Consider the following 16,147-nt stretch of genomic DNA (forward strand, 5'->3'; position numbering starts at 1 on the left):
GGGCCCGCGCCTCGTGTCATCCGGCACGAACCAGGACGCGACACACACCCCGCCGTGGCCCCGATGCCCGGTCGCACATGGAGGCGTGCCCGATGATCGGAGGTGACAGACCGCAGACCGCAGACCCCGCACACCACCGGCCTCCACTCCCCGACCTCCATCGGCCCTCACCTCGGACAGGAACGCCCTCGCGCGGTCCCATAGGGTCCATCGCCCGACCCTTGCAGCCAGACGAAACGGCAGGAGATGGATCCCGGATCAAGTCCGGGATGAGGAGCGGGAGAGAGAGAAAGGGACGGACCGGCAGTGAAGAGGATGGGACGCCATGAAACAGAGGACTCTCGAAACAGCCGCCTTGCGCCGGACCGTCATGGCTGCGACTATCCGGCCATGAAAACCGTCTGTCTCGCTCTTGTCCCGCTCACGCTGCTGATCGCCTGCACGGACGTGGCGATCGAGCCGGAGGCGGGCGGCTCCGCATCGGCAAGCCTGCCCGCCGCCTCCCCGGCCCCGGTCGCGATCCCGGTCGCCGCGGATGCCTTTCCGGACCGGATCGACCCGGACCTTGCAGACCGGTTCTCGCGGCTGGCGCTGGATTGCGTGGACAAGGAATTTCCCAACAAGATTTCGCGCACGACCGACACGGCCGAGGAGATCGGACGGCCGCGCGATCTGTTCCCGGCCTTCTATGGCTGTTTCGACTGGCACAGCGCGGTGCACGGCCATTGGCTGCTGGTGCGGCTGTTGCGCCTCGACGCGCTGGACGACGCGGCGCGCGCGGAGGCTGTCGCCAAACTGGACGCCAATCTGAACGCGGAGACAGGCGCGGGCGAGCTGGCCAACTTCCGCCGTCCGGCGCGCGGGTCGTGGGAACGGCCCTATGGCTGGGCGTGGCTGTTGCAGCTGACCGGCGAGCTGCGCGAATGGGCGGACGAGGATCGGGGGCCGGAGGCGGAGCGTTGGCTCGCCGCTCTGGAGCCTCTGGAGGCCGACATCGTCGCGGCCACCAAGGAGTGGCTGCCCAAACTGGCCTATCCGATCCGGCTGGGCACGCATAATCAGAGCGCGTTCGCTTTGACCCTGATGCATGACTGGGCGGAGGTCGCGGGCGATGCGGAGTTCGCCGCGCTGATCGAGGAGCGAGCGCGCGATTTCCATCTGGCCGATACGGACTGCCCGATCGGCTACGAGCCGTCGGGCGAGGATTTCCTGTCGCCTTGCCTGATGGTCGCGGACCTGATGCGCCGGGTCTTGAGCGACGGCGAATATGCGGACTGGCTGTCGGCCTATCTGCCCGGCATTCCGCAGGACGGGTCCGCCGACTGGCTCGAACCCGCCATCGTGTTGGACGCGTCCGACGGGAAGCTGGTCCATCTGGACGGGGTCAACAGCAGCCGGGCCTGGAACCTGTTCCACGTGGCCCGCGCCCTGCCTGACGACGATCCGCGCCGCGCCAGCCTCGTCGCGGCCGCACAGGCCCACCGCGATGCGGGCGTCGCCGCCGTCTCGGACGAACATTATTCCGGCAGCCATTGGCTCGCCAGCTTCGCGACCTATCTGATGACGGATCGGGGCGCGCCGGGATGAAGGGGCGCGACTTTCTGCCTTTCGGCCCAGATCCGCACCAGATCGACGGAACCGATCCGACGGTTTTCGAGAGCGTCGGATTCGCTCTCGAACAGGCGAGACGCCGGACCGGCTCCCTCGCTTACCCGCTCAGTGCGGTGATTGCCGGTCTCGGCTTTTTCAGCCTGGGGCACGCCCGATCAACAGTCCCGGCATGTCTTTTGGCTGCCATCTGGATGTATCTGGTGTTCCGGATTCACGCCGTGACGACCGACCTGCAAAGCGCCCACGGCATGAGCGGCAAAAGGTGCGGAAAAAGCCTCCGGGGTCCGTGGATCAACGAACCGGTCCATGCCTGCCGGCATTGCGGCGCGAAAGCGGGGCCGGATCCGGCATGACCGACGATTTCGACAAGCAGGCGCGGATCGAGCGCGAGAAGACGATCCGCGCCGGGCTGTGGGTGATCGCCTTGTTGATCGTGGCCGCCGTCCTGTTCGGTATCCACCGCTTCGTCACCGCGCCGGTGCGCGTGGCGCAGGACACGACGGAAACGATCACGCAGGCGGTCGAGGAGCGCGCCACGGCCGTGCTGACCCGCCGGCATATCGAAGTGCGGCAAGGGCGGCGCTTTTCGCGGCTGGCCGACCGGGCGCATGCGGTGCTCACGGCCTTGCCCGCGACCGAACCGGCCGATTGGCGCGAGCGGGCCTTCCGCGCCGCCAATCTGCGCGGCTCTCAAGGCCGCGTCTGCCGCTTCACGATGGATGTCGGGACCGAGACCGTGCCGGTCTGGACGGCAGCGGACAATGCGGATTTCGAGACCAACCGCACGCTCGGCGGCGAAGCGGAGCGGCAATTGCGGATCGTCTGGCAGACGCCCGGCCTGGTGATCGGCGTGTCGGTCGACTATGCCGCGCAATATACGCGCGACGACGACGCGCCCCATTGGGAACTGTTGTGGCGGCGGCGCGACAGCCTCGACAAGCCGCTCACCGACGCGACCATCGCCAACCGCACGCTGGAGGCTTTGACAGCGATCGGGGAACAATGCGGGCCCTCCAACCCTTGATAGAGTCGGCGCCTGGATCGGGCGACACGCACACAAAGGAGCGCGCGATGGCGAAGACATTGATGGACATGATCATGGACGAAAGCGACGGCCGCGCGCCGCGCGCGGCGGGCGAAGCCGTCGGCCTGCCCGCGGACCGCAGCCGCGAGGCCATCGGCGCGCTGTTGCCCGCGGTCAGTTCCGCGCTGAAACGCAACACCGCCTCGCCCCAGGGTCTGGCCGGATTGCTGGGTGCGTTGGAAAACGGCGGACATGACCGCTATCTTGACGAACCGGACGCGCTGCGCGGTCGGGCGCAAAGCGACGGCAACGCCATTCTGGGCCATCTGTTCGGCTCCAAGGACGTCAGCCGCGAAGTCGCCAGCCGTGCCTCCGCGCAGACGGGCATCGGGACGGATATCCTCAAAAAGATGCTGCCCATGGTCGCCATGATGGCCATGGGCAGCCTGTCCAAACAGACGCGCGGCGGATCGGCGCTCGGCGGCGGGATCGGCGGCGCGCTGGCCGGCGCTGCGATGCAGCAGCTCTCGGGCGGCGGTGTGCAAGGTGCGCCCGCCCAGGGCCTGGGCGGCATTCTCGGTGCCCTGCTCGGAGGCGGCGCGCAACAGCAGCAAGCGCACAGCCAAGGATTGGGCCTGCTGTCCGGCATGCTCGACGCGGACCGAGACGGTAGCGCCATGGACGACATTTTCGGGATGGTGACGGGTCGGCGATAGTCGCGAAACCGCTGCAATCCTGTCCGGGGCGGATCCTCTGGCAAGGACTGTCTGGCTATGGAGGAAACCCGCCATGCGGCGGGTTTCGCATGCAGAATTCAGGAAAAGACCGCCTTATGCGCGGCCTTCCAGCGTGTCGTCCAACTTGACCACATCCACACGCTCTTCCTTCATCCAGCGCCGGATGAGCGGAGAGATCAACAGCATCACCAAACCGATGCCCATGCCGATATAGCCGATGGAAGAGAAAACCTGCACGTAGTTGGATTTCGCACCCGCCACGTCAACAATCTGACCGCCGACCGTTTCTGCCCCAGCCGCCGCCGCGATCACGCCCGAGAGGGCATTTCCGAGACCCGAATAGACGAACCAAGCCGCCATGAAGAGGCCGACCATGCGCGCTGGCGCCAGCTTCGTCATGGCGGATAGGCCGACCGGCGATAGCATCAGCTCGGCCATGGTGTGGACCCAGTAAATGGCGAAGATGAAAAAGACCGGCGTCATGGCGGCCGGACCGACCGACTGCATGCCCCAGACGAGAACGAGATAGCCGAGCCCGGCTCCGAACACGCCGAGCGCGAACTTGACCGGGGTCGATGGCTCCCAATCACGCTTGGCCAACCACACCCAGAGCCAGGCGATCATTGGCGCGAAGATGAAAATGAAACCCGCATTGAGGGACTGAAAGACCGGGGTCGGCACGTCCCATCCGAATATGTTCGTATCCACAAGACGGCTCGTCACCAACGTCAGCGACGATCCAGCCTGTTCGAACAGAGACCAGAACGGGATTTGCGCCACAGCGAAGTAGAGCGCCGCCCACATCCGCGACCGTTCGCGTCCTTTGAGGCGAAATATGGAATATCCGATGAAATAGACGAAGAAAGCAATGCCGACAAACGCGGCCAACGGTCCGATTACAGCGGCATTGTTCAGCAGGACCATACAGATTATCGTCACGGCGACGGCAATACGATGGACGACATTCTCGGCATGGCGATGAACGGGCGCCGCTAGGGCCGTCGATCAGCTAGCGGCCGCCCAACTCATCCGCCCATGAAAAAAGCCCGTCAGGATGGCGGGCTTTTTAAGTCTCAAGCGGCGCTTTAGACCTTAGCGGATTCCGCTTCGGCATTGGCTATTTCGACCTCTTTTTCCCATTTCTTGGTGAACATGCCGACCAGGAAGACCACCGCGCCGACACCGATGGCGAAGGTCGCGATCATCTTGAACAGATCGGGCATCTGCTCGACATTCTCCGGATCGAATCCGCCCGCCATGAGACCCGCAATGATATTGCCCATGGAATAGGTCAGGACGAACAGACCCATCATCTGGCCAAGGAAACGGGGCGGCGAGAGCTTGCTGACGGCCGAGAGCGCGATGGGCGAAAGCGTCAGTTCGCCGACCGTGTGCAGGAAGTAGGTCAGCACCAGCCAGAAGATCGCGACCTTGCCCTGCGCGGCCGCTTGGGCGGCGAACACCATGACGATGAAACCCAGACCCATGATGATCAGTCCGGCGCCCATCTTCAGGCCGTAGCCTGGAGTTATCATGCGCTTGCCGAGCCAAACCCAGAAAGCGGCGAAGAACGGCGTCAGCAAGATGATGAAAATCGGGTTCACGTTCTGCAGCCATGTCGTCGGCAACTCGAAGCCGCCGATCGTGCGGTCCGTGAAGTCCTGGCCGAACAAGTTGAGCGAAGACCCTGCTTGTTCGAAGCCGGACCAGAACATGGTCGATGCGATGCAGATGAGCATGAACGCCCACATGCCGCGCTTTTCAACCGGGCTGAGATTTCCGAGGAAATAGACCCAGGCGAAATAGATCACGAAGATGGCCGTGAACACCACGGCGACGGCCTTGGACGCCGCGATAGGATCGAAACTGAACAGGCCCGCCAGCATCGACACGGTGACGATGGCGATCAGGGCGAGCCCGCCCCAGACGATCGACCAGCTGAGCCTGCGGCCCGCCTGGCTCATTGGGGCCGTCGGCCCGGCACCGGCTTCGCCGAGCGAACTCCGCGTCTTCCAGTACACGACGAGACCGAGCGCCATGCCGACGGCCGACGCGCCGAAGGCCCAGTGCGCGCCCTGCCATTCGTAGAGGGCGCCGCAGACCGTGTAGCCGATAAGCGAGCCGACATTGATGAAGGCATAGTAGATCGCGTAGCCGCTATCCCGGCGCGTATCCTCGGCACTGTAGAGCTGTCCGACCACGGCCGAAATGTTGGGTTTGAGCAACCCCGTGCCGAGCACAACGAGGATCAGGCCGATGAAGAAGGCCTGCGTGTTGGGGATGGCCAGCACGATGTGTCCGCACATGATGACGATGCCGCCATACAAGATGGCTTTCTGGCTGCCGATCAATCGGTCGGCGATCCAGCCGCCGGGCAGGCCCATGAAGTAGACCGACGCGGTGTAGAGTCCGTAGATCGCCACGGCCGTGGCGGTGCCGATGGCAAGGCCGCCTTCGGCGATGGCGGCCGTCATGAACAGGACCAACAGGCCCCGCATGCCGTAATAGCTCATCCGCTCCCACATTTCGGTGACGGATACAGGCAACAGCCCGCGTGGATGACCGAAAATGGTTTTCTCAGTCGGTTTGACGCCCGCGAGCGCGCCTGGCACGCCCACAGGCATTTCGGTTAAATCGGTCATTCTTCCCCTCGAATGATTATGCATGCGGATGCGCACGACTTATTTCGTTCCGCCTGCCATAACCGTTCCGAAGGCGCAACGGCGCGGGCAGGCTATTCCAGAATCCCAAAAATCGCACGGGCGCCGTCCGCGTCGCGGGCAATCTGTTGCCGCAACTCCTCGAAACCGTCGAACTTGCGCTCCTCGCGGATGAAGCTGCGGAAGCGCACGGTCAGGCGTTGGCCGTAAATGTCGCGATCGAAGTCGAAGATGTGCGCCTCCAGCCGCGCCTCCTCGCCGTCCACCGTCGGTCGCGTGCCGGTATTGGCGACACCCGGCCGCCAGTCGCGTTCGCCCGCGACGTGGCACTCCACGGCATAGACGCCGAATTTGGGCCGCACCAGATCGCCGAAATCGAGATTGGCGGTCGGAAAGCCGATGGTGCGCCCGCGCTTTTGGCCTTCGCGCACCACGCCGTCCACCATCCAGGCGCGCGACAGCATGTGCTGGGCGTGGAACACGTCGCCCTGGGCGAGCGCCTTGCGAATCTCGGTGGAGCCATATTTGCCGTACTGGGCGTGCAGGCCGACGGGCGACACGGTCGTGACCCCGATGCCGCGCGCCGCGCAGAGTCGCTCTAGGCTGTCCACATCGCCGCAGCGATCCTTGCCGAAGCCGTAATCCTCCCCGACCACGACATGGCGAATACCCAGCCCCTGATGTAGGACGGCCTCGACGAAAGCCGCGTCGTCCATCTCGCGCAGGCGTTCATCGAAGGGCAGCTCGAACAGCAGATCGACGCCCAATTCGTCCAGCAGGCCTTCGCGCAATCCGGCGCTCATCAGGCGGAAGGGCGGGGCGTCGGGCTTGAAGTAACGGAACGGATGCGGGCGGAACAGTCCGATGCCGGAAGGGGCTCCATGGTCCGCCGCGATGGTTCGCACCTGTTTGATGACGGCCTGATGTCCCCGGTGCAACCCGTCGAAATTGCCTAGCGCGATGACGGCGCCGCGGACATCGTCCGGCAGACCGGTATAGCGGTTGAAGGAGCGCATCACGCGACGAGCCCCAATCGCTTGAGAACCGGCAAGACGCCTTGCATCGGATCGACCGGTTCGGACCGCATTCCCATGGCGCGTGCGGCGCGAACGTTTTCCGGACTGTCGTCGAAGAACAGGATTCTGTCCGGCGCTACGCCGGTCCGGTCGATCACGGTTTGAAAGATGGCCGGATCGGGTTTGGCGAGCTTCAGCTCATGCGACGCCAGCGCCGGGTCGAAGACTGCCTTCAAGTCGAACAGCTCATGCAGCCGCTCCCAGTGCAGTGCATTGGTGTTGGACAGGCACGCCGTGGCGAAATCGTCTCCAAGCGTGCGGATGGCGTCGATCACGCCGGGAAAGGGCGGACGAACCCAGTCCTTCCAGTGCCGGGCCAGCACAGTGCGCGGCGCATCCAGAGCGAACCGCTGCGAAAGCGCGTCCAGAAACGCCGCATCCCTGCTCGCGCCGCGTTGGTAACCCTTGAGGATATCGGACTGTTCGAAGTGCGCCCGGGCGTCCTCGACGCTCATGCCAGCCCGGTCCGCGAGCGCCTCCATTCCGACCCAAGGCACGACGACCCCGCCCAAATCGAACAGCAAAAGATCAATGTCGGCCTTCATCGGAAACGGCCGACGCGTGCCGTGAAAAGCGCTGGATCGGCAAAGGTCGCGGTCCGAATCATTCAGGACGTTTCTTGACGAACACGCCGGCGTCGCCGCGGCAGATCTTCACGCCGCCGACTTCGCAGTGACACTTCATCCTGACGCGGCCCGTGCGGTCGTTGATTTCTTCCACCACGGCGACGGCGGTGACTTCGTCGCCGATCATGGCGGGTTTGCGAAAACGCAGGTTCAGCTCCACGAAGACGGCACCCGGCCCAGGCAGATTGTTGCCGAGCACGGCGGATATGAAACTCGCGGACAGCGCGCCATGGGCGATGCGTCCGTCGAAACCGGCGGCGCGCGCCGCCGCATCGTCCACGTGGATCGGGTTATGATCGCCGGTGATCTGCGCGAAGGTGTCGATCATCTCCGCCGTGATCGTGGCCGTCGTGCTGGCGCTCATCCCGATTTCGAGATCGTCCAGATAATAGTTTACGATGTCAGACATGGCGGCAGCCTATACAAAAGCGCCCGGCGCTTACCAAGGCAATTTCACCAGACGAGTTCGGGCAGCTGGTAACGCGCCGACAGGCCGTGCCGTTCGCACAGCGCCCGGAACTCCGCCGCCGTGGCGCCGTAGAGCCCGTCCTGGATGAACAGGCAGTCGATCCCTTCATTCTGCGCGCCGAGCACGTCGGTGAACAGATTGTCGCCGATCATCAGAATGCGGTCCGGCGCATAGCCGAGCGTTTCCTCCAGCCAGGCCCGGCCGAGTTGATAGATGGGCGGGTGCGGCTTGCCGCCATAGACGGCCGTGCCGCCCATCGCCTCGTAAGCTTGCGCAATGGCGCCGGCGCACATGACTTCGCGGCCGTCCACCTTCACCTTAACATCCGGATTGGTGCAGACCATGTCCAACTCGCGCGCCAGCAGGTCGGTCAGTATGTCCTCATAGTCCTCGACGCTGTCACTGTAATCGTAGGGCCGTGTGCAGACGACGAAGTCCGCCTCGTCCATATCGGCGAAGTTCATCGGCACCTGGTCGAACAGGCCGAACCCCTCCTCGCCCTCCACATCGACCTGCCCGATCAGGAAAGCCGGACCCGGCGAACGTCGGGCAAGTTCGTTGACGATGGCATCGCCGGACGTGACGATGGCATCGAAAAACCCGTCCGGCATTTCCAGCTGGGCGAAACTTTCGGGCACCAACGCACTGGGCCGCGACGTGTTGGACATCAGCACGACCGGTCCGATTTCGTCGCGGTACCGCTCCAGAGCCCCGCAGGCGGCAAAGTGAGGGCGGCGTCCGTTATGGACCACGCCCCAGATATCGCAGAAGATCGCGTCATATTCGACAGCGACGTCGGCAAGCCCGGAAACGGGCTGGAAGGAGGAAGAAGGCATGGATGCGCCTTTAGCGGCCCGGGCCGGTTAGTCCACCTCTCCCGGATCGGTCACCCGCGCCAGGAACAGCGGCGCACCAGTCGGGCGGTGGATCAGCAGGAACAGGAACGGCCGGTCCACATGGAACTCCACCGGCTTGACCCGGATGCGCGATCCCGTGACTATGACGCTGTCGATCGCGGTCACGGCGGCGGCTTCCACGCCGATTTCGTCCAGATCGAGCCGGGTCTTGTGAGTGACGTTGCCGACCACGAAGCCCATGGCGTTGCGGCGCGATTGCAAGTCAGGGTCGAGACGGCCGTCGAAGTCCGACAGGTCGGAATCGAACGGCACTGTCATGCCCATCTCCAGCAGTGGGTCTCTCATCTTGTAGGATCCGGTGAGAGCGAGCTTGGGCAGCTCCAGATCCACGAAGGTCCGGGCCTCGTTCGGCTGCGTTTCCAGATCGTCCAGCAAATCGGCCAGCCCCGCTCCGTCCAGACGCGCCGCCACCCTGTCCAGATCGCGGTCCGGCAACACCGCCACGGCGGCGAGTTCACGATCTGAGAACGGGATCAGCAGGGCGCGATAGCCGTCCCGGTCGAGATAGGCATAGTCGCCCCGGTCCGCCACGCGGGGTACGTCGCGCGTGCCGCCCGTGGCCCGGAACGGCCCCGTCGTCTCGTCCAGTTCGCCCGGCCACGCCGCCTTCATGTAGATCGTGTTGACCAGCACATCGGAAGTCAGCGTCGTTAGATCCTTATATCCGTAAACCTTGGGGATCAGGCCGCGCGTCGCCGTGTTCACCCAATCGTTGATCGCGTCCACCGCGCCTGTGAGGTCGGTCAGGAACGACACGCTTTCCAGCGTCGCGTCATAGGCCGCGTCGATGCGGTCCAGATAGCCGGGCGTGTAGTTTAGCGAGCGGTCGAGAAAGACGGCATTGTTGATGTCCACGATGGTGCGGCGGCCGTCGGCATAGGGCTCCACCGTGTCGCGTTCCACGGCCGTCGCCAATCCGCCCAGTTCCGTCGCGAAAGCGTCTGTCTCGGAACCGAAGCCCATCACGTCGCGAATCTGCGCCTGCGTGTCGCCTTCGGAGCCGACATAGAGCAGCCCGAACGCTGTCGAGAGCGATACGGGTGACAGCAACACGGTCTCGTCAGAGTCGTCGGCCTGGACGCGCACCGTATCCATCAGGCGGACGCCGAAATCGAGCGATGCGTCGGCCACATTGTCCGTGGCGAGCGCGGGCACTGGGGCGGGCACTGGGGCGGGCGGGGTCTGTGTCACCGTCGCGCATCCGGCGAGCCCGGCGAGAGCGGAAGCCGCCAATGGATATTTGAGCGAGTATTTCAAGCCGGAACGCATCATATCGTGTTTATAGCGCGTGAGCGCGCATCGGGGTTCCGTGCCGCCGCATCGGACAGATCAGTCCGACAAGTCCTCATGCAATCCGTCGATACTGTCCTCCCAGTTCCGGCCGTCGAACGGGATGCGCCTTGCGATCTCCAGCCCGTCGACGCAGCGCGCATTCACGCTCCATGCGCCGGGGTGGCTACGCGGACGGTAGAGCGGTTTGATGCCGCAGGTGCCGCAGAACAGATGCTCCGCCGTGCGCGTGCCGAAGCGGTAGGAGACCAGCGCGTCGCGGCCCGAGAGAAAGCGCAAATCCGCCTCCTCCACGAAGACGTGTTCGTAGCCGGTCATGGCGCAGAGCGAGCAGTTGCAGTCCGTCACGTCCACCGCGCCGGGCGCGTCGAATTCGAACGCCACCGCGCCGCAATGGCAGCCGCCGCGCCAGGTCGGCATCAGTGGGGGCCGTGCGCGCCGCCGCCAGACGACGCGCCGATGGGGCTGCCGGGCGGCAGGGCTTGCGGGTCGGGGATCAGGGCGGCGATGTCGCGCGGGCTGTCCTGCAAGCGGTCGATCTCGTCGGCGAGCCAGCGGTCGGTCCGGTCACCGGATGCGGCCAGCTGCGCCGCCATGCGGTCCAGCGTGGCGTCGGATGCCGCGCGGATGGCCGGCGGATGATCGCCTGCGGCCAACCCGGCCAGGGCATAGGCGAAGCGCGCCCATACAGTCCGGGCAATTTCGGCCTGTCGCCCGTCACGCTCAAAGCCCATCACAGCAGTGCGCGTTGCCGCCATGACTTCGTCGATCCCCGGATAGGCCGGATCGCGGCGATGGAACTCGACCAGCCGCGCCAGGCGCTGCGGATGCAGCAGCACGTCGAAGGTCAGGTCGGCGGCCGTGTCGGCGGCGGCGGTCACGTCGAAGGCGGGATAGGCGGTCCCCCGAAACAGTTCGCGGTCATTGTCGGCGAAGCTGAACGTACCGAGACGCGGCGTCAGCACGTTCAGGACGCTGTCCGGAAGGTCGAGCGCCGCCGGGTCGAGCGTGTCCAGCACCGCACGCAGTGCGTCGCGCTGGATCGCCGGATCGACGATCTCGGCGGCCATCGCTTCGCCGTTGGGACCATAGTCGAAGCGCATCCCGCCGATGGACTTGGCGGCGGCCGCGACCTGGAAGCGGTGATAGAGATAGATCGGCACCAGCACGGCGTTGAGGTCGGACTGGTTCCAGCCGCCCGGAAGCGAGTTCGTGCCGAACCGTTCCAGCGCATGGGCGCGCACATCCATCACGTTGCGAAGCGTCTCCACCGCGTCGGAGCCGTTGTCCCAAACGCTGCCGTCCGGATGGCCCGTGCCGGGACCGCGCCCGTCGCGGTCGGCAACATAGGACAGGCCGCGCGCATAGGCCGCGTCCAGAACAGCGTCGCGCTCGGCGTCCATGTGATCGCCATAGAGCCAATCGGTCGTGACGATGTCCCAGTCCCCGATGCCGACGCCGTAGACGTTGGACAGGTCGAGCTGACCATCGACCAGCCGCACATCCATGGCCGGGTAATCCATGACCGAGGCCTTGTCGTCGCTGCTGCCCGCGAAATTGTGCATGAAGCCAAGCGCATGGCCGACTTCGTGCGCCGACAGCTGGCGGATGCGCATCAGGGCCAGCTGGACCGGGTCGTCCGGATCGCCGCTATCGGTTTTCTCGGCGCCGAGCAGGCCTTCGAAGATCATCCGGTCCTGCCGCACGCGCAAGGAGCCGAGGTTGACGTGGCCCTTGAGCATTTCGCCGGTGCGCGGGTCGGACACGCCGCCGCCATAGGACCATCCGCGCGTCTGGCGATGGACCCACTGGACGACCGTGTAGCGCACGTCGAGCGGATGGACGTCCTCGGGCAGGATTTCGACGCGGTATCCATCCGGGAAACCGGCGGCGGCGAAGGCTTCGCCCCACCATTCCGCGCCTTCGACCAGCGCGGAGCGGATCGGTTCCGGCGCGCCGCTATCGATATAGACGATGATGGGTTTGATCGTATTGCCGTCATCGTCCTTCTGCAGGCGGTAGCGGCGGGCGAAGCGCGTCTCGATCGGGGACGACAGCGGCGCGCTATAATCATAATGGACCACCTCGATCGCGGCCGCGCGCGGGTCGGAGATCAGCGGCGTGTAGCCATCGTCCGGCAGGCGCACGAAGCTGTGATGCTGGATCAGGGTCGCGGTGCGGCCGTTCGCCGCCGTGGTCGCGACTTCGCGACCGGGGTCTGCCGTTTCCAGCGTGACGAAGACGTCGAATTCGGCATTGTCCGGGAAGCTGAACACATTGTCCGTGTCGATCAGGGTCCGGTCGGCCTGGAGGGTGAAGCTGCCCTGGTCCGCGTCCTTGAGATATTGCTGCAGGCCGAGAATGTCGGAGCGCAGAAAGTCGGTCATGTCGATGGTCAGCCCGCCGTCGCGCGACACGATATCAAAGCTGGCCAGGAAAGACGGCGCGAAGCTTTCCGCCACGGCACGCGCTTCTAGCGGATTGTCGGCATTGGCGCGGTAGCGCAGATTGGGCTGTTCCAGCACGACCGCGTCGCCGCGCTGGCGAAAGATCACGACCTTTCCGCTATCCCCCCACCCCCGGTCCAGCCCGACCGGGTTGGACCCCAGGCCCGACGTCAGCCGTGCCGTGTGGATGGCCTGCAGCGCGATACCGTCTGCGTCGGGTTCGGGCAGGGTCGCGAAGACCTTGCCGCTGGATGGGTCGACGTGAAGGTCAAGGAAGCCTTCGCGCAGCTCCATCCCCGCCAGCGGATCGGAGCTGGAGGCTGCAGGTTGGCAGGCGGCGAAGAGGAAGGCGGCTAGAAGGACGAGTATGGTGCGCATGAAAGGGTCATGCCGCAGCTGCGCCTGCGAGGAAAGCCCCTAGGCGTTCTCCCCGTTCTTTCGTCATCCCGGCCAAGCGGCGCAGCCGCGCCGAGCCGGGACCCAACGCAATGGAGTCCGCCGGCGGTCCTGCTTTCAGTCAGGTCCCGGCTCTGCGCCCTTCGGGCTTGGCCGGGATGACAGGTATGTGCCATCTTGCTTCCATGCCCGACTCTCCCCGTAAGACACCCAAAGACCCCCGCTGCCAGCTCTACCTGATCACCCCGCCCGTCATCGACGATGTGGACGCATTCCTCCCTATCCTCCAATCCGCTCTCTCCGCCGCCCCTGTCGCCTGCCTGCAGATCCGCATCAAGGACCTTGACGATTCAGCACTCGTTCAGGCCGCGACGCCTATCTGCGCCATGGCTCAGCGATTGGGCACGACGGTCATACTGAACGACCGGCCGGACCTGGTCGATGCGGTCGGCGCGGACGGGGTGCATGTCGGACAAGACGATATGGACTATTTGTCATCGCGCGAACTGCTGGGCGGGGATGCCATTATCGGCGTCACCTGCCACAATTCGAAACAGCTTGCCTTTGACGCGGCGAGCGCCGGCGCGGACTATGTGGCTTTCGGAGCGTTCTTCGACACGCCCACGAAAGAGCCCAAAGCCCGCGCGGACATGGAGATACTGACATGGTGGCACGATGCCATGGAAACACCGGTCGTGGCGATCGGCGGGATCACGCCGGACAAAGCCAAGGACGTCATCGCGGCGGGCGCGGATTTCATCGCGGTGTCGTCGGGCGTCTGGGACTGGCCGGACGGGGCAGAATCGTCTGTGCGGCGGCTATCCTCGCTCTGTGCGGACTTCAGCCGGGGTTGAACGCCGCTCACGCCAACGCCCCGACAACATCGCCCGTCCAGGCCACGGCGGATTTCGAAACGGCGTTGGCGGCCTATCGGTCCGGCGAGGTCGACCGCGCCCTACGCCTCGGCACGAGCGCGGCGGACGCGGGCAGCTCGGATGCCGCCGTGCTCGTGGGGCATATCCTGCGCAAGGGCGAGACCGGCCGGACCGATCTGGCGCAGGCGCGCCGCTTTTATGAAATGGGGGCCGCGCGCAGCCACCCGGACGCCCTTGTCGCCTTAGGCGAAATGGGATTGGCGGGAGAAGCCGGGCTGACCGATGCCGACGCCTATGCCTATCTTCTGCGGGCGTCGGACGCCGGGCGCACGGACGCCACGCGGGCTCTGGCGGAGATGAACCGCACCGGGCGCGGTGTTAAGCCGAGCGTGGACGGCGAACGCGACATGCTCGCGCGCGCCAGCGCTTCCTTCGACAGCGACGCGACCAAGCAGCTGGCCGACACCTATCTGGATAGCGATCCCGCCAAGGCATTGGAACTCTACGAGCAGGCCGCCGAAGCCGGACACGCCGAAGCCGCCTACGCCGCCGGGCTGATGTATGCCCAGACCTTCGAAATCCGCCCGGACGAGGAACGCGCCGCCCATTGGCTGGGTCGGGCCGCGCGGGCGGGCCATGCCGCCGCCCAGGCCGATTACGGCCTGCTGGTCTATCAGGGCGCCGGGGTCGAGCGTGACGAAGCCCTGGCCGCCGACCTGTTCCGGCGTTCGGCCGAAGGCGGCGACACGGAAGGCATGTTCCTCTACGCCTTCACCCTGGCGAAAGGCGAAGGCGTGGCGCAGGATTTTGAAGAGGCCTATTACTGGCTTCTGAAATCCGGCGAGAGCACGGTGGACGACTACCAGCAGGACCGCGCGGTGCTGCGCGAACGTTTGGAAGCCAATGTGCAGGCCGACATACTGCAGGCGGCCCGGTCACGTCTGGACGCTCAGGCATCCAAGCGCTGAACTTCACCTTCAGGGTGTCAGTCGATGGTTCTGGCCAGCCGGAACCCGAAATCGTCGTAGCGATGGTCCATCGTGTAGCGCAGGCGTTTGGCGGCGCGCATCTGGTAGCCATGGGTCACCCAGGAGCCGCCGCGGATGATGCGGGCGTCGCAATTGCCGTCGCGGCGGGGCGAGCCGTCGCCGGGATGGCCCGCATGACCGGCCACGTAGCAGTCGGACACGAATTCATAGACGTTGCCGTGAATGTCGTGGACGCCAAAACTGTTGGCGGGATAGCTGCCGACCGGGACGGTCTGGCGCTTATATTCACCCTCGATGGTGCCGGGGCCGTAAGGGAACTTGCCGTTGAAATTGGCTTCCAGGGCGCTGATGCCGCGTCCCGTTGGCGTGGAGAACGGCAAGGGCTGGCCCGCCCGGGCGACATATTCCCATTCGGCCTCGGACGGCAGGCGATAGGTCAGGCCCGTCTTCTTGTTCAGCCATTCGATATAGCTCTGCGCGTCGTTGTAGCTGATGTTCGTCACCGGGCGCTTGCCGCGGCCCCAGCCATTGTCGTCGGGACGGTATCTCCTGCAACCTCCGCCTTTCACACACTTATTCCATTCGTCGAAGGTGACTTCGTAGCGACCTATTTCGAACGGGCGATCGATCGTGATGGAAACTTGCGGGCCTTCATTACGGTCGCGCTTTCTCTGGTGAAGCGGGCTGCCCATCATGAATGTGCCGGGCGGAATGACGACCATTTCGGGCGCACCCTTGGGACGGGCGGCCGCGACCGGCATCTGCAATTGCGGCGTTTGAGGTTGGAGGGTCGGGGCCAAGCCTTGGGTCGCACTCGGAGCCGCGGTTTCCATGTCGCGTGCCCGTCGCAGGCGAGCGGCGGGCCGGTCGTCGATGGCATTGATGTGAGGCCCGGAAGATTGGGCCATCGCCACATCCGGCGAACCGGCCGACATGCCGATACCGGCCATGCCCGCGACGGCCGTCACGGCTAAGCTGCCCGCTTTTACGAGACCAAATCCCACGTATTTCTCCACCGCGTGTCCGCTCC

Annotated in this window: 16 protein-coding genes; 6 read left to right on the forward strand and 10 right to left on the reverse strand. The window is 65.1% G+C overall.

Annotation, left to right across the window (positions count from 1 at the left end):
- Nucleotides 1-390 precede the first annotated feature (390 nt).
- From Q0718_RS08890 to Q0718_RS08905, 4 genes are read left to right on the forward strand one after another with little or no spacing between them, the layout of a single operon-like run.
- The gene (locus Q0718_RS08890; RefSeq protein WP_298916566.1) at nt 391-1,587 is read left to right on the forward strand and encodes a DUF2891 domain-containing protein; all 1,197 of its coding nucleotides are present in this window, start codon (nt 391-393) and stop codon (nt 1,585-1,587) included.
- Nucleotides 1,584-1,964 (forward strand): hypothetical protein, encoded by a 381-nt coding sequence (locus Q0718_RS08895; protein ID WP_298916569.1) that lies wholly within the window; start codon nt 1,584-1,586, stop codon nt 1,962-1,964. Before Q0718_RS08890 ends, Q0718_RS08895 begins: the two co-directional genes overlap by 4 nt.
- Entirely contained in the window at nt 1,961-2,635 is a 675-nt protein-coding gene (locus tag Q0718_RS08900; protein ID WP_298916572.1) for a hypothetical protein, read from the forward strand. The genes Q0718_RS08895 and Q0718_RS08900 overlap by 4 nt, the downstream gene beginning before the upstream one ends.
- Before the next feature lie 47 nt (nt 2,636-2,682).
- Complete coding sequence (locus Q0718_RS08905; protein WP_298916574.1) at nt 2,683-3,351, forward strand: DUF937 domain-containing protein; 669 nt, start codon at nt 2,683-2,685, stop codon at nt 3,349-3,351.
- A 114-nt stretch (nt 3,352-3,465) separates the two neighbouring features.
- Here Q0718_RS08905 and Q0718_RS08910 read toward each other — a convergent pair whose 3' ends face one another.
- The 9 genes from Q0718_RS08910 to Q0718_RS08950 all read right to left on the reverse strand — a co-directional run bounded on the left by Q0718_RS08910 (nt 3,466) and on the right by Q0718_RS08950 (nt 13,235).
- Nucleotides 3,466-4,323, reverse strand: coding sequence for an oligopeptide:H+ symporter (locus Q0718_RS08910; protein ID WP_298917181.1), 858 nt, complete (start codon nt 4,321-4,323; stop codon nt 3,466-3,468).
- A 134-nt stretch (nt 4,324-4,457) separates the two neighbouring features.
- Nucleotides 4,458-5,996, reverse strand: coding sequence for a peptide MFS transporter (locus Q0718_RS08915; RefSeq protein ID WP_366523864.1), 1,539 nt, complete (start codon nt 5,994-5,996; stop codon nt 4,458-4,460).
- A gap of 110 nt (nt 5,997-6,106) precedes the next feature.
- Complete coding sequence (locus tag Q0718_RS08920; RefSeq protein ID WP_298917183.1) at nt 6,107-7,048, reverse strand: bifunctional riboflavin kinase/FAD synthetase; 942 nt, start codon at nt 7,046-7,048, stop codon at nt 6,107-6,109.
- On the reverse strand, nt 7,048-7,653 hold the full coding sequence (locus Q0718_RS08925; RefSeq protein ID WP_298916578.1) for an HAD family phosphatase: 606 nt from the start codon (nt 7,651-7,653) through the stop codon (nt 7,048-7,050). Before Q0718_RS08925 ends, Q0718_RS08920 begins: the two co-directional genes overlap by 1 nt.
- Before the next feature lie 58 nt (nt 7,654-7,711).
- A complete protein-coding gene (locus Q0718_RS08930; RefSeq protein ID WP_298916580.1) occupies nt 7,712-8,143 on the reverse strand; it encodes a MaoC family dehydratase in 432 nt (143 codons plus the stop codon).
- Between the two features lie 44 nt (nt 8,144-8,187).
- Nucleotides 8,188-9,039 carry a TIGR01459 family HAD-type hydrolase gene (locus Q0718_RS08935; protein ID WP_298916582.1) on the reverse strand — a complete coding sequence of 284 codons (852 nt, stop codon included), beginning with the start codon at nt 9,037-9,039 and terminating at the stop codon, nt 8,188-8,190.
- 27 nt (nt 9,040-9,066) lie between these two features.
- Nucleotides 9,067-10,392, reverse strand: a complete 1,326-nt coding sequence (locus Q0718_RS08940; RefSeq protein WP_298916585.1) for a serpin family protein — start codon at nt 10,390-10,392, stop codon at nt 9,067-9,069.
- Nucleotides 10,393-10,449: 57 nt separating this feature from the next.
- Nucleotides 10,450-10,830, reverse strand: coding sequence for a GFA family protein (locus Q0718_RS08945; protein WP_298916588.1), 381 nt, complete (start codon nt 10,828-10,830; stop codon nt 10,450-10,452).
- Nucleotides 10,830-13,235 carry a zinc-dependent metalloprotease gene (locus tag Q0718_RS08950; RefSeq protein ID WP_298916591.1) on the reverse strand — a complete coding sequence of 802 codons (2,406 nt, stop codon included), beginning with the start codon at nt 13,233-13,235 and terminating at the stop codon, nt 10,830-10,832. The genes Q0718_RS08945 and Q0718_RS08950 overlap by 1 nt, the downstream gene beginning before the upstream one ends.
- A gap of 203 nt (nt 13,236-13,438) precedes the next feature.
- On the opposite strand from Q0718_RS08950, the gene thiE reads away from it, so the two are divergent.
- Nucleotides 13,439-14,107, forward strand: a complete 669-nt coding sequence (gene thiE / locus Q0718_RS08955) for a thiamine phosphate synthase (RefSeq protein ID WP_298916594.1) — start codon at nt 13,439-13,441, stop codon at nt 14,105-14,107.
- Nucleotides 14,104-15,096: a hypothetical protein gene (locus Q0718_RS08960; protein ID WP_298916596.1), complete on the forward strand. Its 993-nt coding sequence runs from the start codon at nt 14,104-14,106 to the stop codon at nt 15,094-15,096. The genes thiE and Q0718_RS08960 overlap by 4 nt, the downstream gene beginning before the upstream one ends.
- Nucleotides 15,097-15,113: 17 nt before the next feature.
- Here the strand turns inward: Q0718_RS08960 and Q0718_RS08965 are convergent, their stop codons facing one another.
- Nucleotides 15,114-16,085, reverse strand: coding sequence for a formylglycine-generating enzyme family protein (locus tag Q0718_RS08965; protein ID WP_298916599.1), 972 nt, complete (start codon nt 16,083-16,085; stop codon nt 15,114-15,116).
- Nucleotides 16,086-16,147 lie beyond the last annotated feature (62 nt).

It is taken from the genome of uncultured Algimonas sp., from assembly GCF_947498175.1.
In the GTDB taxonomy this organism is placed as follows: Bacteria; Pseudomonadota; Alphaproteobacteria; order Caulobacterales; family Maricaulaceae; genus Litorimonas.